At 61.6% G+C, this 21694-nt stretch carries 25 protein-coding genes; 15 read left to right on the top strand and 10 right to left on the bottom strand.

Annotation, left to right across the window (positions count from 1 at the left end; genetic code table 11):
- Positions 1-88: 88 nt before the first annotated feature.
- The gene (locus CRX69_RS01130) at positions 89-517 is read right to left on the bottom strand and encodes an NINE protein (protein WP_047226005.1); all 429 of its coding nucleotides are present in this window, start codon (positions 515-517) and stop codon (positions 89-91) included.
- 248 nt (positions 518-765) lie between these two features.
- Between CRX69_RS01130 and CRX69_RS01125 the strand changes: the two genes are divergently transcribed.
- Positions 766-1377, top strand: coding sequence for a C40 family peptidase (locus tag CRX69_RS01125; protein ID WP_047226006.1), 612 nt, complete (start codon positions 766-768; stop codon positions 1375-1377).
- Between the two features lie 144 nt (positions 1378-1521).
- On the opposite strand, the gene CRX69_RS01120 is transcribed toward CRX69_RS01125, so the two are convergent.
- The gene (locus CRX69_RS01120) at positions 1522-2556 is read right to left on the bottom strand and encodes a type IV pilus twitching motility protein PilT (RefSeq protein ID WP_107321399.1); all 1035 of its coding nucleotides are present in this window, start codon (positions 2554-2556) and stop codon (positions 1522-1524) included.
- Positions 2557-2610: 54 nt separating this feature from the next.
- On the opposite strand from CRX69_RS01120, the gene CRX69_RS01115 reads away from it, so the two are divergent.
- The 9 genes from CRX69_RS01115 to CRX69_RS01075 all read left to right on the top strand — a co-directional run bounded on the left by CRX69_RS01115 (position 2611) and on the right by CRX69_RS01075 (position 9358).
- Positions 2611-3297, top strand: a complete 687-nt coding sequence (locus CRX69_RS01115; RefSeq protein WP_047226008.1) for a YggS family pyridoxal phosphate-dependent enzyme — start codon at positions 2611-2613, stop codon at positions 3295-3297.
- Between the two features lie 42 nt (positions 3298-3339).
- Positions 3340-4158: a pyrroline-5-carboxylate reductase gene (gene proC / locus CRX69_RS01110; RefSeq protein WP_047226009.1), complete on the top strand. Its 819-nt coding sequence runs from the start codon at positions 3340-3342 to the stop codon at positions 4156-4158.
- 10 nt (positions 4159-4168) lie between these two features.
- Entirely contained in the window at positions 4169-4759 is a 591-nt protein-coding gene (locus CRX69_RS01105; RefSeq protein WP_047226010.1) for a YggT family protein, read from the top strand.
- A gap of 241 nt (positions 4760-5000) precedes the next feature.
- Positions 5001-6140 (top strand): homoserine O-succinyltransferase MetX, encoded by a 1140-nt coding sequence (gene metX / locus CRX69_RS01100; RefSeq protein ID WP_047226011.1) that lies wholly within the window; start codon positions 5001-5003, stop codon positions 6138-6140.
- 7 nt (positions 6141-6147) lie between these two features.
- A complete protein-coding gene (gene metW / locus CRX69_RS01095; RefSeq protein ID WP_047226012.1) occupies positions 6148-6768 on the top strand; it encodes a methionine biosynthesis protein MetW in 621 nt (206 codons plus the stop codon).
- A 25-nt stretch (positions 6769-6793) separates the two neighbouring features.
- Positions 6794-7228 carry a DUF4426 domain-containing protein gene (locus CRX69_RS01090; protein ID WP_047226013.1) on the top strand — a complete coding sequence of 145 codons (435 nt, stop codon included), beginning with the start codon at positions 6794-6796 and terminating at the stop codon, positions 7226-7228.
- Complete coding sequence (gene rdgB, locus CRX69_RS01085) at positions 7225-7821, top strand: RdgB/HAM1 family non-canonical purine NTP pyrophosphatase (protein ID WP_047226014.1); 597 nt, start codon at positions 7225-7227, stop codon at positions 7819-7821. The genes CRX69_RS01090 and rdgB overlap by 4 nt, the downstream gene beginning before the upstream one ends.
- Positions 7818-9017, top strand: a complete 1200-nt coding sequence (gene hemW / locus CRX69_RS01080) for a radical SAM family heme chaperone HemW (RefSeq protein ID WP_107321398.1) — start codon at positions 7818-7820, stop codon at positions 9015-9017. The genes rdgB and hemW overlap by 4 nt, the downstream gene beginning before the upstream one ends.
- 17 nt (positions 9018-9034) lie before the next feature.
- Positions 9035-9358, top strand: coding sequence for a DUF3392 domain-containing protein (locus CRX69_RS01075; RefSeq protein ID WP_047226016.1), 324 nt, complete (start codon positions 9035-9037; stop codon positions 9356-9358).
- Between the two features lie 146 nt (positions 9359-9504).
- Here the strand turns inward: CRX69_RS01075 and trmB are convergent, their stop codons facing one another.
- From trmB to CRX69_RS01050, 4 genes are all read right to left on the bottom strand, one after another.
- A complete protein-coding gene (gene trmB, locus CRX69_RS01065; RefSeq protein ID WP_047226017.1) occupies positions 9505-10230 on the bottom strand; it encodes a tRNA (guanosine(46)-N7)-methyltransferase TrmB in 726 nt (241 codons plus the stop codon).
- A 9-nt stretch (positions 10231-10239) separates the two neighbouring features.
- Positions 10240-11034 carry a thiazole synthase gene (locus CRX69_RS01060; RefSeq protein WP_003177480.1) on the bottom strand — a complete coding sequence of 265 codons (795 nt, stop codon included), beginning with the start codon at positions 11032-11034 and terminating at the stop codon, positions 10240-10242.
- Positions 11035-11088: 54 nt separating this feature from the next.
- Entirely contained in the window at positions 11089-11289 is a 201-nt protein-coding gene (gene thiS, locus CRX69_RS01055; protein WP_160893822.1) for a sulfur carrier protein ThiS, read from the bottom strand.
- Between the two features lie 90 nt (positions 11290-11379).
- Positions 11380-11751: a DUF423 domain-containing protein gene (locus CRX69_RS01050; protein WP_047226019.1), complete on the bottom strand. Its 372-nt coding sequence runs from the start codon at positions 11749-11751 to the stop codon at positions 11380-11382.
- A gap of 73 nt (positions 11752-11824) precedes the next feature.
- Between CRX69_RS01050 and mtgA the strand changes: the two genes are divergently transcribed.
- Positions 11825-12547, top strand: coding sequence for a monofunctional biosynthetic peptidoglycan transglycosylase (mtgA, locus tag CRX69_RS01045; protein WP_047226020.1), 723 nt, complete (start codon positions 11825-11827; stop codon positions 12545-12547).
- Positions 12548-12746: 199 nt separating this feature from the next.
- Here mtgA and rpoH read toward each other — a convergent pair whose 3' ends face one another.
- From rpoH to ftsY, 4 genes are all read right to left on the bottom strand, one after another.
- Complete coding sequence (gene rpoH, locus CRX69_RS01035) at positions 12747-13601, bottom strand: RNA polymerase sigma factor RpoH (protein WP_003177476.1); 855 nt, start codon at positions 13599-13601, stop codon at positions 12747-12749.
- 112 nt (positions 13602-13713) lie between these two features.
- A complete protein-coding gene (ftsX, locus tag CRX69_RS01030; protein WP_047226021.1) occupies positions 13714-14736 on the bottom strand; it encodes a permease-like cell division protein FtsX in 1023 nt (340 codons plus the stop codon).
- A complete protein-coding gene (gene ftsE / locus CRX69_RS01025; RefSeq protein ID WP_024778908.1) occupies positions 14733-15404 on the bottom strand; it encodes a cell division ATP-binding protein FtsE in 672 nt (223 codons plus the stop codon). The genes ftsX and ftsE overlap by 4 nt, the downstream gene beginning before the upstream one ends.
- Entirely contained in the window at positions 15401-16861 is a 1461-nt protein-coding gene (ftsY, locus tag CRX69_RS01020) for a signal recognition particle-docking protein FtsY (RefSeq protein ID WP_107321396.1), read from the bottom strand. The genes ftsE and ftsY overlap by 4 nt, the downstream gene beginning before the upstream one ends.
- Positions 16862-17205: 344 nt before the next feature.
- On the opposite strand from ftsY, the gene CRX69_RS01010 reads away from it, so the two are divergent.
- The 4 genes from CRX69_RS01010 to CRX69_RS00995 are packed head-to-tail and all read left to right on the top strand — an operon-like array spanning position 17206 to position 21686.
- Positions 17206-18561, top strand: a complete 1356-nt coding sequence (locus CRX69_RS01010; protein WP_047226023.1) for a M16 family metallopeptidase — start codon at positions 17206-17208, stop codon at positions 18559-18561.
- A complete protein-coding gene (locus CRX69_RS01005) occupies positions 18554-20044 on the top strand; it encodes a M16 family metallopeptidase (protein WP_107321395.1) in 1491 nt (496 codons plus the stop codon). The genes CRX69_RS01010 and CRX69_RS01005 overlap by 8 nt, the downstream gene beginning before the upstream one ends.
- Positions 20044-20655: a 16S rRNA (guanine(966)-N(2))-methyltransferase RsmD gene (gene rsmD / locus CRX69_RS01000; RefSeq protein ID WP_107321394.1), complete on the top strand. Its 612-nt coding sequence runs from the start codon at positions 20044-20046 to the stop codon at positions 20653-20655. Before CRX69_RS01005 ends, rsmD begins: the two co-directional genes overlap by 1 nt.
- A gap of 29 nt (positions 20656-20684) precedes the next feature.
- Entirely contained in the window at positions 20685-21686 is a 1002-nt protein-coding gene (locus CRX69_RS00995) for a hydrolase (protein ID WP_107323219.1), read from the top strand.
- Positions 21687-21694 lie beyond the last annotated feature (8 nt).

Raw genomic sequence — 21694 nt, 5'->3', positions numbered from 1 at the left:
CCCACAGGGATCTTCGGTGAACACATAACCTGTGAACACCTTGATCCAGTGTGGGAGCGAGCCTGCTCGCGATGCAGGCGACTCGGTCTTAGTGAAAAGCCCCGCGCTTCTGCGCATTGCGAATCGAGACCTGATCGTTCAGCGTCCAGAAGTCATACAGCACCCCCAGGAAAAACACCCCGCCAGTCAGCAGGTAAAGGATGCCGGTGAGCCATTTGCCCTGGTACATGCGGTGCACACCCAGCACACCGAGAAACGTCAGCAGAATCCACGCCACGCTGTACTCGAGGGGACCCGGGGTGAAGCGCAGATCGGCCTCCCGATCCATGGCCGGAATCAGGAACAGGTCGATCAGCCAGCCGATGCCCAACAGGCCGAAGGTGAAAAACCAGATCGTGCCGGTGACCGGCTTGCCGTAGTAGAAGCGGTGGGCGCCGGTAAAGCCGAAAATCCACAAGAGATAGCCGATCACTTTGCTGTGGGTATCGCGTAAAGCGTCCTGCTGATAGCTGTTCATGAATCGCCTCTTTTGCCTCGATAGATAAATTTGTTCGGATTATTTGTGACTTTTTTATGGATTGCCGACAAGCGGTCTCCAGCGTCAGGAACCCGGTAAACCCCCGTGCTGTCTGGGTTCTGTCAGACAATCAGGTCAATATGTCGCAATTATGCAGGTTTCACCTGGGTTGCGATTCGACAAACGGCCTCGGAACAGTAAAAAAAGCTGTTATAAAGTTGCGCGCTTACCTTCAAGAGCCCTGCCTAATGCGTCCATTTATCAAGACATGGCTAACCATTTGCCTATTATTGCCCCTGGCCGCCCACGCCACCAATCGTGAGCAACGTCTTCCCAACGTCAACGGCTACACCCCCAAATCTCATGTTTCTGCTCCTTCGAGCAAGAACAAGCGAAACGCCCAGCGTTTGAGCACCGCCAATAGCAAGCTGGTTCCGGTCATGACCGCCAAGACAAGCAGCAACGTCTTGAGCCGTGCCGTGAACGTACTGGGAACACCTTACCGTTGGGGCGGCAGTAGCCCAAGCAAAGGTTTCGATTGCAGCGGCCTGGTGAAGTACGCCTTCAACGATGCCACCTTCGACCTGCCGCGCACTTCCAATGCGATGGCCAGCGGTCACGGCCAGAAGGTCGATCGCAAGGACCTCAAGCCCGGCGATCTGATCTTCTTCAAGCTCAAGAGCCGCCGGGTCAACCACGTGGCCATCTACCTGGGCAATGACCGCTTCATCCACGCCCCGCGCCGTGGCAAGTCGGTGACCATCGACACCTTGAACAAGCCGTACTGGAACAGCCACTACGTCCTTGCCAAGCGGGTGCTGCCCAAAGAGCCGAAAGGGATGCAGCTGGTTCAGCGCTGATTTGAAAGTGGCACATTTGCCAGTTCAAGCAAACTGTGGGAGCGAGCCTGCTCGCGATAGCGGTACATCCGTCAACTTCAATGTTGGCTGATCCAACGCTATCGCGAGCAAGCTCGCTCCCACAGGAGGTTTTGTGGCCGATCCTCAGAAGTTATCCGGCGTACGCGCCCGCTCCCGCGCATGCTCGCGGCTGATCAGCCCCTTGTTCAGCAAATCCTTCAAACACATATCCAATGTCTGCATCCCCAGCGACCCACCGGTCTGGATCGCCGAGTACATCTGTGCCACCTTGTCCTCGCGGATCAGGTTACGGATCGCCGACGTTCCCAGCATGATTTCATGAGCCGCGACCCGGCCGCCGCCAATCTTCTTGACCAGCGTCTGTGAAATCACCGCCTGCAAGGATTCGGACAACATCGAGCGGACCATGGATTTCTCATCCCCCGGGAACACGTCCACCACCCGGTCGATGGTCTTGGCCGCCGAGGTGGTGTGCAAGGTGCCAAACACTAGGTGACCGGTTTCGGCGGCGGTCAGGGCCAGGCGGATGGTCTCCAGGTCACGCATCTCCCCCACCAGAATCACGTCCGGGTCTTCGCGCAGGGCTGAGCGCAGGGCCGTGGAGAAACTTTGGGTGTCGCGGTGCACTTCGCGCTGGTTGATCAGGCATTTGCGCGGCTCGTGGACAAACTCGATGGGATCTTCGATGGTGAGGATGTGATGGTGTTTGTGGGTGTTGAGGTAGTCGATCATCGCCGCCAGGGTGGTGGACTTGCCGGAGCCGGTCGGCCCGGTCACCAACACCAGCCCGCGAGGCGCCTCGGTCACCTTGCGAAACACATCGCCCATCCCCAGGTCTTCCATGGTCAGGACTTTCGACGGGATGGTCCGGAACACCGCACCTGCACCGCGATTCTGGTTGAACGCATTGACCCGGAACCGTGCGACGCCCGGCACGTCGAAGGAAAAGTCGGTTTCCAGAAACTTCTCGTAATCTACCCGCTGCCGGTCGTTCATGATGTCGTAGATCAGCTCATGGACCTGCTTGTGGTCCAGGGCCGGCAGGTTGATCCGCCTCACATCGCCATCGACACGGATCATCGGCGGCAGCCCGGCGGACAAGTGCAGGTCCGATGCGCCCTGTTTGGCGCTGAACGCCAGTAGCTCAGTGATATCCATAGCGCTCCTCAATTCCAGTAGAATGCCGCGAACCTCACCGCTGGCGCTTCTTTAATGTCCACGATAGCAGACAACATTGCTCAGGTTAGATCGCGTATCCGCGCAGCCGAACAAGCCGCCCACCGCGACGAACACAGCGTGCAGCTGCTGGCGGTGAGCAAGACCAAGCCCGCCCAGGCCCTGCGTGAAGCCTATGCCGCCGGCCTGCGGGACTTTGGCGAGAACTATCTGCAGGAGGCGCTGGGCAAACAGGCCGAACTGACCGACCTGCCCTTGATCTGGCACTTCATCGGCCCCATTCAATCGAACAAGACGCGCGCTATCGCCGAACATTTCGACTGGGTGCATTCCGTGGATCGTTTGAAAATTGCACAACGCCTGTCCGAGCAGCGCCCGGCCGACCTACCGCCGCTGAATATCTGCATCCAGGTCAACGTCAGCGGTGAAGACAGCAAATCCGGCTGCACCGCGGCGGACCTGCCCGCTCTGGCCAGCGCCATCAGCGCGTTGCCACGCCTGAAGCTGCGTGGGTTGATGGCGATTCCCGAACCGACCGAGGAGCGTGCCGCCCAGGATGCCGCCTTCGCAGCGGTTCAACGCTTGCAAGCCGATCTGAAGCTACCGCTGGACACCCTTTCCATGGGCATGAGCCATGACCTCGAGTCGGCCATTGCCCAGGGCGCCACCTGGGTGCGGATCGGTACCGCGCTGTTTGGTGCGCGCGACTATAGCCGTAGCTAGCCGTACGCCATGCTGACTCAACTCTCTAATCAAGGACCTGTCATGAGCAACACACGTATTGCCTTCATCGGCGCCGGCAACATGGCCGCCAGCCTGATCGGCGGCCTGCGGGCCAAGGGTCTGGACGCTTCGCAGATCCGCGCCAGCGATCCGGGGGCCGAGACTCGCGCCCGGGTGAGCACAGAGCACGGCATCGAAACGTTCGCCGACAACGCCCAGGCCATCGAGGGCGCGGACGTCGTCGTGCTGGCGGTCAAGCCACAGGCGATGAAAACTGTTTGCGAGGCCATTCGTCCAAGCCTCAAACCCCATCAGATGGTGGTGTCGATCGCCGCCGGCATTACCTGCGCCAGCATGAACAACTGGCTCGGGTCCCAGCCGATCGTGCGCTGCATGCCCAACACCCCGGCGCTGCTGCGCCAGGGCGTCAGTGGGCTGTTCGCGACCGCACAAGTGACCGCCGAACAGCGCCAGCAGGCCGAAGAGCTGCTCTCGGCCGTAGGCCTGGCACTGTGGCTGGAAACCGAGCAGCAACTGGATGCGGTGACGGCCGTGTCCGGCTCGGGCCCGGCATACTTTTTCCTGCTGATCGAAGCCATGACCGCCGCCGGTGAAAAACTCGGCCTGCCGCGCGAAACCGCCGCCAAACTGACGTTGCAGACCGCCCTGGGCGCCGCCCACATGGCAGTGTCCAGCGATGTCGATGCGGCCGAACTGCGGCGCCGGGTGACTTCGCCAGCAGGCACCACCGAAGCCGCCATAAAATCGTTCCAGGCCGGGGGCTTCGAAGCCCTGGTGGAAAAAGCACTCGGCGCCGCCGCGCACCGCTCGGCCGAAATGGCCGAACAACTGGGCCAATAAGGAGCCATTCATGATCGGATTGAACACTGCAGCGGTCTACGTGCTGCAAACCCTCGGCAGCCTGTACCTGCTGATCGTACTGCTGCGCTTTGTGCTGCAACTGGTGCGCGCCAACTTCTACAACCCGCTGTGCCAGTTCATCGTCAAGGCCACCCAGCCATTGCTCAAGCCACTGCGCCGGATCATTCCGAGCGTGTTCGGCCTGGACATGTCGTCGCTGGTACTGGCAATCATCGTGCAACTGGCGCTGATGGCCCTGACCCTGCTGCTGACCTACGGCACCACCGGCAACCCGCTGCAACTGCTGATCTGGTCGATCATTGGCGTGACCGCGCTGTTCCTGAAGATTTTCTTCTTCGCCCTGATCATCAGCGTGATCCTGTCCTGGGTCGCTCCCGGCAGCCACAACCCGGGCGCCGAACTGGTGAACCAGATCTGCGAGCCGGCGCTGGCACCGTTCCGCCGCATCGTGCCGAACCTCGGCGGCCTGGATATCTCGCCGATCCTGGCGTTCCTGGTGCTCAAGCTGATCGACATGCTGGTGATCAACAACCTGGCGGCGATGACCATGATGCCGGAAATCCTGCGGTTGCTGATCTAAAACGCTGCAGCCTTTCCTGTGGCGAGGGAGCTTGCTCCCGCTGGGCTGCAAAGCAGCCCCAAAGCGGGCGCCACCGTATCCCGGACAGTCACGGGCAGCAGCTTTCAGGGCCGCTTCGCGCCCCAGCGGGAGCAAGCTCCCTCGCCACGGGTAAAGCGGCGGACAATCAGCTCCGCCCTTTGCTTGCCGCTTGCCACAGCGGTCTTTAGACTTACGCCTCATTTCAACGAGAGCAGGGTCGATGCCAGCTGCCTTTCCCCCCGATTCCGTTGGTCTGGTGACGCCGCAAATGGCGCATTTCAGCGAGCCCCTGGCCCTGGCCTGCGGTCGTTCGTTGCCAGCCTATGACCTGATTTTCGAAACCTACGGCACCCTCAATGCCACGGCGAGCAATGCCGTGCTGATCTGCCATGCCTTGTCGGGGCATCACCACGCCGCCGGCTATCACAGTGTCGACGACCGCAAGCCGGGCTGGTGGGACAGTTGCATCGGCCCGGGCAAGCCCATCGACACCAACAAGTTCTTCGTGGTCAGCCTGAACAACCTCGGCGGCTGCAACGGCTCCACCGGCCCCAGCAGCGTCAACCCGGACACCGGCAAGCCCTTCGGCGCCGACTTTCCGGTGCTGACCGTGGAAGACTGGGTCCACAGTCAGGCACGCCTGGCGGACCGCCTCGGTATCGCCCAGTGGGCCGCAGTGATCGGCGGCAGCCTGGGCGGCATGCAAGCCCTGCAATGGACCATCACTTACCCGGACCGTGTGCGCCACTGCCTGGCAATCGCCTCTGCCCCCAAGCTGTCGGCGCAGAACATCGCCTTCAACGAAGTGGCGCGCCAGGCGATCCTCACCGATCCGGAATTCCACGGCGGCTCGTTCCAGGAACACGGCGTGATTCCCAAGCGCGGGCTGATGCTGGCGCGGATGGTCGGGCATATCACCTACCTGTCCGATGATTCCATGGGCGAGAAATTCGGCCGCGGTCTCAAGAGCGAAAAGCTCAACTACGACTTCCACAGCGTCGAATTCCAGGTGGAAAGCTACCTGCGCTACCAGGGCGAAGAATTCTCCGGACGCTTCGATGCCAACACCTACCTGTTGATGACGAAAGCCCTGGACTACTTCGATCCGGCGGCGAACTTCGACGATGACCTGGCAAAAACCTTTGCAGGCGCCACCGCCAGGTTCTGCGTGATGTCGTTCACCACCGACTGGCGCTTCTCCCCGGCCCGCTCACGGGAGCTGGTGGACGCGCTGATGGCTGCCCGCAAGGACGTCTGCTACCTGGAAATCGACGCGCCCCAGGGTCACGACGCCTTTCTGATCCCGATCCCGCGCTACCTGCAGGCGTTCGGCAACTACATGAACCGTATAACGCTGTGAGGACGCCATGAGAGCCGATCTGGACATCATCCAGGAATGGATCCCCGCCGGCAGCCGCGTGCTCGACCTGGGCTGCGGCAACGGCGAACTGCTGACCTGGCTGCGCGACCACAAGCAAGTCACCGGCTACGGCCTGGAAAACGACCCGGACAACATCGCCGAGTGTGTGGCCAAGGGCATCAACGTGATCGAGCAGGACTTGGACAAGGGCCTGGGCAACTTCGCCAGCAACAGCTTCGACATCGTGGTCATGACCCAGGCGCTGCAAGCGGTGCACTACCCGGACAAGATCCTCGACGAAATGCTGCGGGTCGGGCGCCAGTGCATCATCACCTTCCCCAACTTCGGTCACTGGCGCTGCCGCTGGTACCTGGCGAGCAAGGGCCGCATGCCGGTGTCGGAGTTTCTGCCCTACACCTGGTACAACACGCCGAACATCCACTTCTGCACCTTCGAGGATTTTGAGGCGTTGTGCCGCGAACGCCAAGCAAAGGTCATCGATCGCCTGGCGGTGGACCAGCAGCACCGCCACGGGTGGGCCAGCAAGCTATGGCCTAATCTGTTAGGTGAAATAGGCATCTATCGGGTCAGCAGCCCAGGCCTTGCCGATCATCAGGTCGCGGTGTGAACCCCGGCCTTACCAGGAGCACGACATGAAACGTCTAGCGTTGTTTCTCATTACCGCCTGCCTGAGCGCCGGAGCCATGGCCGCGGATGTCATCAAGAGCGATCGCAAGGAAGTGTTCGGCGACATCACCGTGCACTACAACACCTTCAATTCCACCTTCCTGACGCCGGATATTGCCGACGCCGCCGGATTGATCCGCGACAAGACCCAGGGCGTGATCAACGTTTCGGTACTCAAGGATGGTAAACCCTTGAAGGCCGAGGTCAGCGGGACAGTCAAGGACCTTACCAGCAGCAGTGTCACGCTGAACTTCAAGGAGGTGGCCGAACCCAACGCGACCTATTACATCGCCCAATACCCGGTGAAACAGCAGGAAACCCGCACCTTCAACATCCAGGTGAAAACGGGCGATAAGATCAACACCCTCAACTTCAACCAGGAACTGTTCCCCGGCGAATGATGAATTTCACCCAACTCGTACTGGCCAGCCACAACGCCGGCAAACTCAAGGAACTCCAGGCCATGCTCGGCGGGTCGGTGCAACTGCGCTCGATTGGCGAGTTCAGCCAAGTCGAACCTGAAGAAACCGGCCTGTCGTTCGTCGAGAACGCCATCCTCAAGGCCCGCAACGCCGCGCGCATTTCCGGCCTGCCGGCGCTGGCCGACGACTCCGGGCTGGCGGTGGACTTTCTCGGCGGTGCGCCGGGCATCTATTCAGCCCGCTACGCCGATGGCAAAGGCGACGCGGCGAACAACGCCAAGCTGCTCGAGGCCCTCAAGGATGTGCCCGAAGCCGAGCGCGGCGCACAGTTCGTCTGCGTCCTGGCCCTCGTCCGTCATGCCGACGATCCACTGCCGATCCTCTGCGAAGGCTTGTGGCACGGGCGCATTCTCACCGAAGCCAGCGGCGAGCACGGTTTTGGCTACGATCCGCTGTTCTGGGTGCCAGAGCGCAACTGCTCCAGCGCCGAACTGGGCCCGGTGGAAAAAAACCAGCTGAGCCACCGCGCCCGCGCCATGGCTTTGCTGCGCCAACGCCTGGGCCTGCAATGATCGATGAGTCCCCCGCACCTCTGATCCATGGCGGTGCGCAAACGCCTCGGGCACCGCTGCCAGTGCTGCCGCCTTTGGCGTTGTACATCCACATTCCGTGGTGTGTACGCAAATGCCCGTATTGCGATTTCAATTCCCATGCCGCCAGCCCGCAGTTGCCGGAAGAAGAATACGTCGACGCCTTGCTGGCCGATCTCGACCAGGACCTGCAGGCGGTGTATGGCCGGGAACTGAGCTCGATCTTTTTCGGCGGCGGTACTCCAAGCCTGTTCAGCGCCCAGGCCCTGGGCCGGCTGCTCAAAGGTGTCGAGGCGCGAATCCCCTTCGCCTATGACATTGAAATCACCCTGGAAGCCAACCCAGGGACCTTCGAGCAAGAGAAATTTGTCGCTTACCGGGCACTGGGCATCAATCGCCTATCCATTGGCATCCAGAGCTTTCAGGAAGCCAAGCTCAAGGCTTTGGGCCGGATTCATAACGGTGACGAAGCTGTGCGCGCCGCCGGCATGGCCCGTCAGGCCGGGTTCGACAACTTCAACCTGGACCTGATGCATGGCCTGCCCGATCAGTCCCTGGACGACGCCTTGAGCGACTTGCGCCAGGCCATTGCGTTGAAGCCCACGCATCTGTCCTGGTATCAGTTGACCCTGGAGCCAAACACGGTGTTCTGGAACCAGCCGCCGACCTTGCCGGAGGACGACACGCTGTGGGACATCCAGGAAGCCGGGCAAGCGTTGCTGGCCGAACATGGCTACAGCCAATACGAAGTCTCGGCCTACGCCCAGCCCGGGCGACCGGCGCGGCATAACCTCAATTACTGGAGTTTCGGCGACTTCATCGGCATCGGCGCGGGCGCCCACGGCAAGCTCAGCCATCCGGACGGGCGTATTGTGCGCACCTGGAAAACCCGCCTGCCCAAGGACTACCTCAACCCAGCCAAACGCTTCCTGGCCGGCGAGAAAACCCTGAGCAATGAAGAACTGCCCTTCGAGTTCCTGATGAACGCGCTGCGCCTGACCGAAGGTGTGGACGCGCGGCTTTACCCCGAACGCACCGGCCTGCCTTTGCAGAGTCTGGCTGAAGGCCGACGCGAGGCCGAACAAAGCGGGTTGTTGCGGGTCGAACCGGCACGTCTGGCAGCCACCGAGCGCGGACAGTTGTTTCTCAATGACCTGTTGCAGAAATTTTTGAGCTAATCACACAAGGAAACCCCATGGATCTGGTACTCGACCTGCTCGCCACCGTGTCCCGCTGGAGCCGCAGCAACCTGTCGGAAATCTCCCTGGCATTGGTAGGCTGCCTGCTGGTGCTGTTTGGTGCCGACATCAAGGGCTGGGTCGAACAACGCCTTGGCAATATTGCCGGGGCCTTGCGCGTCCCGCTGATCGCCCTGCTGTGCATGATCGGCAGCGGCGCGGCCTTGATCTACGCCACGCCGTGGGTCGTCCGGGGCTTGAGCCAGTTCAACAACTACAGCCTGGCACCGGTGCTGTTGGTGGTGCTGGTGTTGATTGGGGTGGTCGCTGACCGTCGCTGATTTTCGATGTAGCACAGAACGAAATGTGGGAGCGAGCTTGCTCGCGATGGCGGCCTGACAGTCAACATTGATATTGAATGTTATGGCCTCATCGCGAGCAAGCTCGCTCCCACAGGGGATCCCATCTCAGCAGGATCTTCTGGTGTTTAAGCCACCTTCTCGAACTTCAAATCCCAAACCCCATGCCCCAAGCGTTCGCCACGGCGTTCGAACTTGGTGATCGGTCGTTCGGCCGGGCGCGGTACGCACTTGCCGTCTTCGGCCAGGTTACGGTAACCCGGGGCGACGTTCATCACTTCCAGCATGTACTCGGCGTAGGGTTCCCAGTCGGTGGCCATGTGCAGCACACCGCCGACCTTCAACTTGCTGCGCACCAACTCAGCGAACGACGCCTGGACGATACGGCGCTTGTGATGGCGGCTCTTGTGCCATGGGTCCGGGAAGAACAGCATCAGCCGGTCGAGGCTGTTGTCGGCCACACAGCGGTTGAGCACTTCGATGGCGTCGCAGTCGTAGACCCGCAGGTTGGTCAGTCCTTGGGTCAGTACGCCGTTGAGTAGCGCGCCCACACCGGGACGATGAACTTCCACACCGATGAAATCCTGTTCCGGCGCCGCGGCGGCCATTTCCAGCAGCGAGTGGCCCATGCCGAAGCCGATTTCCAGCGAGCGCGGCGCCGAGCGGCCGAACACCTGGTCAAAGTCCACCGGCGCATCGGCCAGGGGCAGGACAAACAGCGGCGTGCCCTGTTCCAGGCCGCGTTGCTGGCCTTCGGTCATGCGCCCGGCGCGCATCACGAAACTCTTGATGCGGCGGTGTTGGCGCTCTTCGCCTTCTTCCGGGAGGACAGGCGTGTCGTTCGATTCAGTCATCAATGGCTCTTACTTGATCAGACCATCCAGCGGCGAAGAGGCGCTGGCGTAGAGTTTTTTCGGCATGCGGCCGGCGAGGTATGCCAGGCGACCGGCCACAATGGCGTGTTTCATGGCTTCGGCCATCAGGATCGGTTGCTGGGCATGGGCGATGGCCGAGTTCATCAGCACTGCTTCACAGCCCAGTTCCATGGCGATGGTGGCGTCGGAGGCGGTGCCAACACCGGCATCCACCAACACCGGAATCTTGGCTTCTTCCAGGATGATCTGCAGGTTGTACGGGTTGCAGATCCCCAGACCCGTGCCGATCAGGCCAGCCAGCGGCATCACCGCGATGCAGCCGATTTCCGCCAGTTGACGGGCGATGATCGGGTCATCGCTGGTGTAGACCATCACGTCGAAACCTTCCTTGACCAGGGTTTCGGCAGCCTTGAGGGTTTCGATCACGTTGGGGAACAGGGTTTTCTGGTCCGCCAGCACTTCCAGCTTCACCAGGTTGTGGCCGTCGAGCAGCTCACGGGCCAGGCGGCAGGTGCGCACGGCCTCAATGGCGTCGAAGCAACCGGCGGTGTTGGGCAGGATGGTGTAGCGATCTGGCGGCAGGATATCCAGCAGGTTCGGTTCGCCCGGGTTCTGGCCGATGTTGGTGCGGCGCACGGCAACGGTCACGATTTCAGCGCCCGAGGCTTCGATGGCCAGGCGGGTTTCTTCCATGTCGCGGTATTTGCCGGTGCCAACCAGCAGACGCGACTGGTAGGTACGACCGGCCAGGACGAAGGGCTTGTCGCTACGAACGATGCTCATGGGAAATCCTCTGTTGGGGTGAGGTTCTGGCGAAATACTGGAAAACCGCAGGGACTAGCCGCCGCCGATGGCGTGGACCACTTCGACGCTGTCGCCATCGTTCAACGTGGTGTCGGCGTGCTGGCTGCGCGGGACGATATCCAGATTGAGCTCCACCGCGACGCGGCGTCCGGTCAGTTCCAGACGGGTCAGCAGGGCCGCAACGGTTTCACCGTCGGGCAGATCAAGGGGTTCGCCGTTCAATTGAATGCGCATGCCGGATGCCGCCATCATTTTTAGGGGCTGGCATTCTAGCCCGATCAGTCTGGACGACCCAAGCCATTCGTCATGAATTGGACCGTGCGGTCAGCCCAACCGCCAGGCGGCAAGCCCCAGGCACAACCAGCCGATCAGGAACGCCACCCCACCGAACGGCGTGATAATGCCCAGTTTGCTGATGCCCGTGAGCGTCAGCAGATACAGACTCCCGGAGAACAGCAGGATACCGATGACAAACGAAATCCCGGCCCAGGTGACGATACGTCCGGGGATGTGCGTGGCCAGCAGCGCGACGCCCAGCAACGCCAGGGTGTGTACCAACTGATAGGTGACGCCGGTATGAAAGATCGCCAGGTAATCGGCGCTCAGGCGATTTTTCAGGCCGTGGGCGGCAAACGCTCCCAGTGCCACGCCGGTGAAGCCGAAAAAAGCAGCCAGCATCAGAAAACTACGCAGCATGAGAACTCCAGTCAGACTCGGTGGACAGGGTCTGTATAATGGCCCGCTCGACGGGTTCGGCCAAGCCATCTCTATGTTGCGTTCATTGTTTCGACGATTCGTTAAAGCCCTGCTCTGGTTCGCCGTCGGCAGCGTTGTGCTGGTGCTGTTGTTTCGCGTGGTGCCGCCGCCGTTCACCGCGCTGATGATCGAGCGCAAGGTTGAGTCCTGGTTCGGTGGCGAGCCGATCGACCTGCAGCGTACCTGGCAACCCTGGGATCAGATTTCCGACAACCTCAAAATCGCGGTAATCGCAGGTGAGGACCAGAAATTTCCAGAGCACTGGGGCTTCGACTTCGGTGCGATCCAGGCCGCGCTTACCCATAACGGACGTGGCGGCTCGATTCGCGGCGCCAGCACCCTCAGCCAGCAAGTGTCCAAGAACTTGTTCCTGTGGCCGGGCCGCAGCTGGCTGCGCAAGGGCCTGGAAGCCTGGTTTACCGCGCTGATCGAAATACTCTGGCCCAAGCAGCGGATCCTCGAGGTGTACCTCAACAGCGTCGAGTGGGATGACGGTGTGTTCGGTGCCGAAGCCGCAGCGCGGCATCACTTTGGGGTAAGCGCCGATGCATTGTCCCGGCAACAGGCCAGCCTGCTGGCGGCGGTCCTGCCCAACCCCCGGGTATGGAGCGCCGCACGCCCTAGCCCTTATGTACTGCGGCGCGCGAACTGGATCCGCCGGCAGATGAGCCAGTTGGGGGGTGACAGCTACCTGCTGGGGCTCAATGATTCGCGGCGGGCGCCTTGGGCCCAGTAGCCGAGGCGCTGAAGATCCCCTGTGGGAGCGAGCCTGCTCGCGATGGCGTCGGATCATTCGACATCGTCATCGACTGACCCGACGCCATCGCGAGCAGGCTCGCTCCCACATCAGGGATCTGCGTGGCGTCAAACATTGGCGCACAAAAAAACGCCCCGATCATCACTGATCGGGGCGTTTTTTATGGCTGTTGCGCAGGTCAAGCCGCAATCGACACCTTGAGCTTGTTCATCGCGCTCTTCTCAAGCTGGCGAATCCGCTCGGCCGACACGTTGTACTTCTGCGCCAGGTCGTGCAGCGTGGCTTTTTCCTCGGCCAGCCAGCGCTGGTAAAGGATGTCACGGCTGCGCTCGTCCAGCACTTCCAGGGCTTCGTGCAGGTTGGTGTTGGAGTTGTCGCTCCAGTCGGCGTCTTCCAGTTGACGCGCCGGGTCATACCGGTGGTCTTCCAGGTAGTTGGCCGGCGACTGGAAAGCGCTGTCGTCGTCCGCTTCGGCGGCCGGGTCAAAGGCCATGTCATGGCCGGTCAGGCGACTTTCCATCTCGCGCACTTCCCGCGGCTCGACGCCCAGGCTCTCGGCCACACGATGGACTTCTTCATTGTTCAGCCAGGCCAGACGTTTCTTCTGGCTGCGCAGGTTGAAGAACAGCTTGCGCTGGGCCTTGGTGGTCGCGACTTTCACGATGCGCCAGTTGCGCAGGATGAACTCGTGGATTTCCGCCTTGATCCAGTGCACTGCAAACGACACCAGGCGCACACCCATTTCCGGGTTGAAACGCTTGACCGCCTTCATCAGGCCGACGTTGCCTTCCTGGATCAGGTCGGCCTGGGCCAGCCCGTAGCCGGAATAGCTGCGGGCGATATGTACAACAAAACGCAGGTGGGCGAGCACCATCTGCCGAGCCGCCTCAAGATCCTGCTCATAATAGAGACTCTCGGCCAGTTCACGCTCCTGCTCGGGCGTCAGCAAAGGGATGCTGTTCACCGTGTGCACATAAGCCTCCAGGTTCGCACCCGGGACCAGAGCATAAGCAGGTTGCAAAGAAGTGGTCATACGAAAAAACCTCCGACTCACATAACTCGTGCAGTTCAGCACTGCGAAAATTGACCGGGAACCGTAGGACAAGTTCCCACAAAAACCGAAAGGTCAATACGCGCAAAAAACACTATTTTGGAGCAAGCTCACGCAAGTGGCGTGCTACCGCAATCCATGCACCGATATAACCCAACAGCACCGCGCCAAGCAAGAGCGACAGACCGTCGGCGGCTGGCACTCCGGCCAGGGAAAAATCACTGCCGTACAAACCGGCCAGCCCCACTACCGCGTCATTCAGCCAGTCCAGGCCAAACGCCAATACGCCCCAGGACAGAATCCCCGCACCGAAGCCATACAGCGCCCCCATATAAAGGAAGGGCCTGCGTACATAACTGTCCGTACCGCCGACGAGTTTAATCACTTCTATCTCGGTGCGGCGGTTTTCAATATGAAGACGAATGGTATTGCCTATCACCAAAAGTAATGCAGAAACCAGAAGCACCGTCAGACCGAAGACAAATCGGTCGCCGAGCTTGAGGATCGCCGCAAGACGCTCGACCCAGACTAGATCAAGTTGCGCCTGTTGTACCTTCGGCAACTCGGAAAGTCTTTGTCTTAATGCTTCAAGGGTCGGCTTGTCGACTTCGTCGGGTGTCACCAGTACCACACCCGGCAGCGGGTTTTCCGGCAGTTCCTTGAGGGCATCGCCCAGGCCGGACTGCTGCTGGAATTCTTCCAGCGCCTGCTCGCGACCAATGTATTCGGCGTCGGCCACGCCCGGCATGGCCTTGATCTGCTCGCGCAACGCCTGGCCTTCGGCAGGGCTCGCTTCCAGCTGCAAATACAGGGAAATCTGCGCGGCACGCTGCCAGGAGCCACCCAGGCGCTCCACATTACTTAGCAATAATGACAGGCCCATGGGCAAACTCAGGGCCACCGCCATCACCATGCAGGTAAAAAAGCTGCCGATCGGCTGCTTGCCCAGACGCTTGAGGCTGTCCAGCAGGCTGGCGCGATGGCTTTCGACCCAGGCGTGAAACAGTGTCGCGAAATCCGGGCCGTCGTCATCGTCGCGCTTCTTCTTTGGCGGCTGCGGATCGGAGGCTTTCGGAGCCACGCGCTCGGCCACCTTGGGGCTGCGGGTCGCACTCATACGCCAGCCTCCCCGTCACCGATCAGTCGACCGCGTTGCAAGGTGAGCATGCGGTGACGCATGCGCGCGATCAGGGCCAAGTCGTGACTGGCAATCAGCACGCTGGTGCCCAAGCGATTGATGTCTTCGAATACGCCCATGATTTCCGCCGCCAGACGCGGGTCCAGGTTACCGGTAGGTTCGTCCGCCAACAGCAAGGCCGGGCGATGAACGATGGCGCGGGCGATGCCCACGCGCTGTTGCTGGCCGGTGGACAGGTCGCCGGGGTACAGATCGGTCTTGTCCGACAGCGCCACACGCTCCAGGGCCGAATCCACGCGCTTGTTGATCTCGGCCTTGGAGAGACCAAGGATCTGCAAGGGCAACGCCACGTTGTTGAACACCGTGCGATCGAACAGCAACTGGTGATTCTGGAACACCACGCCGATCTGCCGACGCAAGTAAGGAATCTGGGCATTGCTGATGGTGCTCAGGTCCTGGCCGGCCAACAGCAATTTGCCGGTGGTGGGCCGTTCCATCGCCAGCAGCAGGCGCAGCAAGGTACTTTTACCGGCGCCAGAATGGCCGGTGACAAACAGAAACTCGCCACGACGGACCCGAAAGCTCAGCTCATGCAAGCCGACGTGACCGTTCGGATAGCGTTTACCGACCTGTTCGAAACGAATCATGAGTGCTCCCGCTCGGCAAACAGTGCCTGGACAAAGGGCTCGGCTTCAAAGGTGCGCAGATCGTCGATGCCTTCACCCACGCCGATGTAGCGAATCGGCAGGCCGAACTGCTTGGCCAGGGCGAAAATCACCCCGCCCTTGGCGGTCCCGTCGAGCTTGGTCAGGGCCAGTCCGGTCAGTTGGACGGTCTGGTTGAACTGCTTGGCCTGGTTGATGGCGTTCTGGCCGGTGCCGGCGTCCAGCACCAACAGCACCTCATGGGGTGCGTCGGCATCGAGCTTGCCGATCACCCGGCGAACCTTCTTCAGCTCTTCCATCAGGTTGTCTTTGGTGTGCAGGCGACCGGCCGTGTCGGCAATCAGCACATCGATGCCACGGGCCTTGGCGGCCTGCACGGCGTCGAAAATCACTGAAGCGGAGTCGGCGCCGGTGTGCTGGGCGATTACCGGAATCTTGTTGCGCTCGCCCCACACTTGCAGCTGTTCGACCGCAGCGGCGCGAAAGGTGTCGCCGGCGGCGAGCATGACTTTCTTGCCCTCCAACTGCAGCTTCTTCGCCAGTTTGCCGATGGTCGTGGTCTTGCCGGCGCCGTTGACGCCCACTACCAGGATCACGAACGGCTTGTTCTGCGAGGCAATCACCAGCGGCTGTTCCACCGGTTTGAGCATGTTGGTCAACTCGCCCTGCAAAGACTTGTACAAAGCGTCGGCGTCGGTGAGCTGCTTGCGCGCCACCTTTTGAGTCAGGCTCTGGATGATCACCGACGTCGCCTCGACGCCGACATCGGCGGTCAGCAAGCGCGTTTCGATGTCTTCCAGCAATTCGTCGTCGATGACTTTCTTGCCCAGGAACAGGCTGGCCATGCCTTCGCCGATGCTGGCGCTGGTCTTGGACAGGCCTTGCTTGAGGCGGGCGAAGAAGCCGACCTTGTTCTCTTCGGCGGCAGGCGCGGGCTCTGCGAGAGCTGGCAATTCAACTGCAACAGGCTCCGGTTCAGGGGCAGCAGGGGCAGCAGGGGCAGCAGGGGCAGCGACAGGCATGATGGCAGGCGCTGGCACTTCGACGATCGGCTCCACGGCCGGGGCCGCGACAGATGGGGTCAGTGCCGGAATCGGCGGGGCGATATGCGACGCCTGCGCGTCCTCCACCAACGCTACCGGCTCTTCCGCCACGGGCAAGGTCAGCCAGGGGGTTTGCCCTTCGGGTGGGGTCAGCGGTTGTTCGGCCACCGGTTCAGCGCTCGACTCCGGCTCGGGCTCGGCCGGTTGCAATACCGGCTCGGCAATCGGCAGGACAATCGGGGCAGCTTGTTCGGCCACCGCCTCGGCATCGGGCTCAGGCAGCGGTTGCGGCTGTTCGACGACAGTTTCCTGCGGCTTCTTGCGCAGCCATCCGAACAGGCCTTTTTTCTCGCCAGCCGCAGCTGGGGTCTTCTTGTCGTCGTTGGAACCAAACATGGAGGACGGCTATCTCACGGTAGCGACGCGCCATCAGGGCGCCTCGGTGATAAATATTCGATGCTGAACAGACTGCGTTTCACCCAGCTTGTTCACGCGCAACATTTTGTCGAGTTGTCCCCAGGACACCTCAAGGTCGATTTTTTCGAAGGACTGGCAGGGCATCATCGGCGAAAACGCTGGGATCAACGAACAAACCCAGGGCTTCTTCCGAGAACCCAAACAACCCCGGACCGAGAAAAGGCCCGATAGGCGTGGCCGCCAGTAAAACGGATCAGTATCCTAGCACCCTCTCGCCCGCCGACGCTAAGACCTAGCGGGCAGCCCAACAGGTTTAAACACGAATGAATGCTCTTGCCCGCCGTGCTGCAGGCCTGCTGCTCAGCACAGTTTGTCTGCCTTTTTCAGCCTTGGCTGCCGATCCACAACCCACCCATGAATTTACCCTCGACAACGGCCTGAAGGTCGTGGTGCGCGAAGATCATCGCGCACCAGTGGTGGTGTCCCAGGTCTGGTACAAGGTTGGCTCCAGTTATGAAACCCCGGGCCAGACCGGTTTGTCCCACGCGCTGGAACACATGATGTTCAAGGGCAGCTCGAAAGTCGGCCCCGGCGAAGCTTCGCTGATCCTGCGTGACCTTGGCGCCGAAGAAAACGCTTTCACCAGCGATGACTTCACCGCTTACTACCAGGTGCTGGCCCGCGATCGCCTGGGCGTTGCCTTCGAACTGGAAGCCGACCGCATGGCCAGCCTGCGCCTGCCGCCGGAGGAGTTCAGCCGCGAGATCGAGGTGATCAAGGAAGAGCGCCGCATGCGCACCGACGACAAGCCGATGTCCAAGGCCTATGAGCGCTTCAAGGCCATGGCTTACCCGGCCAGCGGCTACCACACGCCGACCATCGGCTGGATGGCCGACCTGGAGCGGATGAAAGTCGAGGAACTGCGCCACTGGTACGAATCCTGGTACGCGCCGAACAACGCGACCCTGGTGGTGGTCGGCGACGTCACGCCCGACGAGGTCAAGACGCTGGCCCAGCGTTACTTTGGCCCGGTTGCCCGGCGCGACGTGCCGCCGGCGAAGATCCCCCTGGAACTGGCCGAACCTGGCGAGCGGCAGATTACCCTGCATGTGCAGACCCAACTGCCAAGCCTGATGCTGGCCTTCAACGTACCGAGCATCGCCACCGCGACCGACAAACGCTCGGTCAATGCTCTGCGGCTGATCTCGGCCTTGCTGGATGGCGGCTACAGCGGGCGGATCCCGACCCAGCTGGAACGCGGCGAAGAGCTGGTGTCCGGCGGTTCGTCGAGCTACGACGCTTATACCCGTGGCGACACGCTGTTCACCTTGTCGGCCACGCCCAACACCCAGAAAAACAAGACAATGGCCCAAGCCGAGGCCGGTCTGTGGCGCTTGCTCGAACAGTTGAAAACCACTGCCCCGACCGCCGAGGAACTGGAGCGCGTCCGCGCTCAGGTCATCGCTGGGCTGGTGTACGAGCGCGATTCGATCACCAGCCAGGCCACCGCCATCGGCCAACTGGAAACGGTCGGTTTGTCCTGGAAACTGATGGACACCGAACTCGCCGAACTGCAAAGCGTGACCCCGCAAGATATCCAGAAGGCAGCCCAGCTGTATTTCACCCGCTCGCGCCTGAGCGTCGCGCACGTCCTGCCCGAGGAGAAAGCTCATGAGTGAGCGCAAATCATCGCGTCTGGTGCTGATCGGTGTGGTGTTGATCGCCCTGATCGGCGCCTTGGCCTTTTACCTGTCGCCATCCAATGACACCAACGCCAGCCAGGCGCTGGACAAAGCCAAGGCCAGCAACAAGCTGCAATCTTTGGCCGAACTGGACGGCAAGGCACCCAGCCGTCGCCAGCTCGACGTACAAACCTGGACAACCGCTGACGGCGCCAAAGTGTTGTTCGTCGAAGCCCGGGAATTGCCAATGTTCGACCTGCGCCTGACATTCGCCGCCGGCAGCAGCCAGGACGGCGATACACCCGGCCTGGCGCTGTTGACCAACGCCATGCTCAATGAGGGCGTAGCGGGCAAGGATGTCAGCGCCATTGCCCAGGGGTTCGAAAGCCTCGGCGCCGACTTCGGCAACGGTGCCTTGCGGGACATGGCCCTGGCGTCACTGCGCAGTCTCAGCGCGGTGGACAAGCGCGAGCCGGCGCTGAAGCTGTTCGCCGACGTCGTTGGCAAACCGACCTTCCCCGCCGACTCCTTTGCGCGCATCAAGAATCAGCTGCTGGCAGGTTTCGAGTACCAGAAGCAGAACCCCGGCAAACTGGCGGGGCTGGAACTGATGAAGCGTCTGTACGGTGATCATCCGTATGCCCATTCCAGTGACGGCACCGCGCAAAGCATTCCTGCGATCACGCTGGCCCAGGTCCAGGCTTTCCACGCCAGGGCCTATGCCGCCGGCAACGCGGTGATTGCGCTGGTGGGGGACCTGTCCCGTGCCGAAGCCGAAGCGATTGCCAATCAGGTGTCCGCCGCACTGCCGAAGGGCCCGGCGCTGGCAAAGACCGTGCAACCGGTTGAACCGAAGGCGAGCATCGGTCACATCGAGTTCCCATCCAAGCAGACCAACCTGATGCTCGCGCAACTGGGCATCGATCGGGACGACCCGGACTATGCGGCCGTATCCCTGGGCAACCAGATCCTCGGCGGTGGTGGTTTCGGCACGCGACTGATGACAGAGGTCCGGGAAAAGCGTGGCTTGACCTACGGCGTGTATTCCGGCTTCTCGCCGATGCAGGCCCGTGGCCCGTTCATGATCAACCTGCAGACCCGCGCCGAAATGAGCGAAGGCACGCTGAAACTGGTGCAGGAGGTGTTCGCCGATTACCTGAAGAACGGCCCGACCCAAAAAGAGCTCGATGACGCCAAGCGTGAGCTGGCCGGCAGTTTCCCGCTGTCCACCGCCAGCAACGAAGACATCGTCGGCCAGCTCGGGGCCATGGGTTTCTATGACTTGCCGCTCAGCTACCTGGAAGACTTCATGCGTCAGTCCCAGGAACTGACCGTCGAACAGGTCAAGGCCGCGCTGAACAAACACCTGAGCACGGATAAAATGGTCATCGTCACCGCCGGCCCGACCGTGCCGCAAAAGCCGCTGCCGGCACCCACTGAAAAACCTGCCGAGCAACCGCTCGGGGTTCCGGAGCACTAATGGCCCGCCCATCCAATTCCAGCAAGAAACCCGTGCATAACGGTGTGAATCAATTGCGCATCATCGGCGGCCAATGGCGCAGCCGGCGCTTGAGCTTCCCCGACGCGCCGGGCCTGCGCCCAACCCCGGACCGGGTACGCGAAACCCTGTTCAATTGGCTCGCGCCCTACGTGGCCGGTGCTCGGGTACTCGACCCGTTTGCCGGCAGCGGTGCATTGTTTCTTGAGGCGTTGTCTCGTGGCGCCGCCATGGGGCAGGCGCTGGACGCCAGCAGCCTGGCGGTCTCCAGCCTGAAAGAGCACCTGGGCACACTGCGCTGCACCGTCGGTCAGGTGCAGACCGCCGACGCGCTGCGTTATCTGGACAGCCAGCCAGCGACGCCTTTCGACTTGGTGTTCCTCGACCCGCCTTTCAATCAGAACCTGCTGCCAGCCGTTTGCACCCTGCTCGAAGAACGTCATTGGCTGGCCGACGATGCCTGGGTCTACACTGAAAGCGAAGCCGCCCCGTCCACATTGGGGTTGCCGGACAACTGGCGCCTGCATCGTGAACAGAAATCCGGACGGGTGTATTACGCGTTGTGGCAACGTGTGGCCGAGGCCGTTGGCTGAACGGCTGGCCAGTGCATCGAGAAATGATCGTGTCTGCTGCATCTGAACACTTCGTCCCGGCCCTGGGCCTTGGCAACCCGCACTTGCAAACCTTGTGGGGACCGCTGTGGCGCAAGACCATCCATATCGCTCGGGAACGTGAGCGCCTGTGGCTGGAAGACGGCGACTTTCTCGATCTCGACTGGCATGGCCCCCACCGAGTCGACGCGCCACTGGTGCTGGTGCTTCACGGGCTGACCGGCTCTTCCAACTCGCCCTACGTGGCCGGCCTGCAACAGGCTCTTGGCAATCAGGGCTGGGCCAGCGTGGCGTTGAACTGGCGCGGTTGCTCGGGAGAACCGAACCTGTTGCCCCGCAGCTATCACTCGGGGGCCAGCGAAGACCTGGCCGCCGCCATCGCCCATCTGCGGTCCCGCCGCCCCTTGGCACCGCTGTTTGCGGTGGGCTATTCACTGGGCGGCAACGTGCTGCTCAAGCACCTGGGGGAAACGGGGGGCGACAGTCAGTTGCAAGGAGCGGTCGCGGTGTCGGTACCGTTTCGCCTCGACCAGTGTGCCGATCGCATCGGACAGGGATTTTCCAGGTTTTATCAGGCCCATTTCATGCGCGAGATGGTGGCCTACGTGCGCAACAAGCAGCGCCAGTTCCAGCACGACGGACGCCACGAGGGTCTGGCGACCCTCACAGCGCTGGGCTCCCTGGAAAACATGCGCACCTTCTGGGACTTCGATGGACGGGTGACGGCGCCGCTGCACGGCTTCTCTGACGCGGCGGACTATTACCGCCGCGCCTCCAGTCGCTACTTTCTGGGCGAGATCAGCACGCCGACCCTGGTCATCCAGGCCTGCGACGATCCTTTCGTATTCCCCCACAGCTTGCCCGAATCTGGCGAGCTGTCTGCCTCTACCCAACTTGAACTGCATGCACAAGGCGGGCATGTGGGCTTTGTCGACGGGAGCTTGCGCCGCCCGGGGTATTACCTGGAGCGGCGAATCCCCAGTTGGCTGGCGGACCTGTCCTGTAGGAGCTGAGGAGCGTA

Source organism: Pseudomonas rhizophila (genome assembly GCF_003033885.1).
In the GTDB taxonomy this organism is placed as follows: Bacteria; Pseudomonadota; Gammaproteobacteria; order Pseudomonadales; family Pseudomonadaceae; genus Aquipseudomonas; species Aquipseudomonas rhizophila.
This window is presented reverse-complemented; position numbering and strand designations above follow the sequence as displayed.

Excerpts from the sequence above, each read along its gene's own strand:
- CRX69_RS01130 (WP_047226005.1), bottom strand. The coding sequence starts at position 517 with ATGAACAGCTATCAGCAGGACGCTTTACGCGATACCCACAGCAAAGTG.
- CRX69_RS01125 (WP_047226006.1), top strand. The coding sequence starts at position 766 with ATGCGTCCATTTATCAAGACATGGCTAACCATTTGCCTATTATTGCCC.
- CRX69_RS01120 (WP_107321399.1), bottom strand. The coding sequence starts at position 2,556 with ATGGATATCACTGAGCTACTGGCGTTCAGCGCCAAACAGGGCGCATCG.
- CRX69_RS01115 (WP_047226008.1), top strand. The coding sequence starts at position 2,611 with ATGTCCACGATAGCAGACAACATTGCTCAGGTTAGATCGCGTATCCGC.
- proC (WP_047226009.1), top strand. The coding sequence starts at position 3,340 with ATGAGCAACACACGTATTGCCTTCATCGGCGCCGGCAACATGGCCGCC.
- CRX69_RS01105 (WP_047226010.1), top strand. The coding sequence starts at position 4,169 with ATGATCGGATTGAACACTGCAGCGGTCTACGTGCTGCAAACCCTCGGC.
- metX (WP_047226011.1), top strand. The coding sequence starts at position 5,001 with ATGCCAGCTGCCTTTCCCCCCGATTCCGTTGGTCTGGTGACGCCGCAA.
- metW (WP_047226012.1), top strand. The coding sequence starts at position 6,148 with ATGAGAGCCGATCTGGACATCATCCAGGAATGGATCCCCGCCGGCAGC.
- CRX69_RS01090 (WP_047226013.1), top strand. The coding sequence starts at position 6,794 with ATGAAACGTCTAGCGTTGTTTCTCATTACCGCCTGCCTGAGCGCCGGA.
- rdgB (WP_047226014.1), top strand. The coding sequence starts at position 7,225 with ATGATGAATTTCACCCAACTCGTACTGGCCAGCCACAACGCCGGCAAA.
- hemW (WP_107321398.1), top strand. The coding sequence starts at position 7,818 with ATGATCGATGAGTCCCCCGCACCTCTGATCCATGGCGGTGCGCAAACG.
- CRX69_RS01075 (WP_047226016.1), top strand. The coding sequence starts at position 9,035 with ATGGATCTGGTACTCGACCTGCTCGCCACCGTGTCCCGCTGGAGCCGC.
- trmB (WP_047226017.1), bottom strand. The coding sequence starts at position 10,230 with ATGACTGAATCGAACGACACGCCTGTCCTCCCGGAAGAAGGCGAAGAG.
- CRX69_RS01060 (WP_003177480.1), bottom strand. The coding sequence starts at position 11,034 with ATGAGCATCGTTCGTAGCGACAAGCCCTTCGTCCTGGCCGGTCGTACC.
- thiS (WP_160893822.1), bottom strand. The coding sequence starts at position 11,289 with ATGCGCATTCAATTGAACGGCGAACCCCTTGATCTGCCCGACGGTGAA.
- CRX69_RS01050 (WP_047226019.1), bottom strand. The coding sequence starts at position 11,751 with ATGCTGCGTAGTTTTCTGATGCTGGCTGCTTTTTTCGGCTTCACCGGC.
- mtgA (WP_047226020.1), top strand. The coding sequence starts at position 11,825 with ATGTTGCGTTCATTGTTTCGACGATTCGTTAAAGCCCTGCTCTGGTTC.
- rpoH (WP_003177476.1), bottom strand. The coding sequence starts at position 13,601 with ATGACCACTTCTTTGCAACCTGCTTATGCTCTGGTCCCGGGTGCGAAC.
- ftsX (WP_047226021.1), bottom strand. The coding sequence starts at position 14,736 with ATGAGTGCGACCCGCAGCCCCAAGGTGGCCGAGCGCGTGGCTCCGAAA.
- ftsE (WP_024778908.1), bottom strand. The coding sequence starts at position 15,404 with ATGATTCGTTTCGAACAGGTCGGTAAACGCTATCCGAACGGTCACGTC.
- ftsY (WP_107321396.1), bottom strand. The coding sequence starts at position 16,861 with ATGTTTGGTTCCAACGACGACAAGAAGACCCCAGCTGCGGCTGGCGAG.
- CRX69_RS01010 (WP_047226023.1), top strand. The coding sequence starts at position 17,206 with ATGAATGCTCTTGCCCGCCGTGCTGCAGGCCTGCTGCTCAGCACAGTT.
- CRX69_RS01005 (WP_107321395.1), top strand. The coding sequence starts at position 18,554 with ATGAGTGAGCGCAAATCATCGCGTCTGGTGCTGATCGGTGTGGTGTTG.
- rsmD (WP_107321394.1), top strand. The coding sequence starts at position 20,044 with ATGGCCCGCCCATCCAATTCCAGCAAGAAACCCGTGCATAACGGTGTG.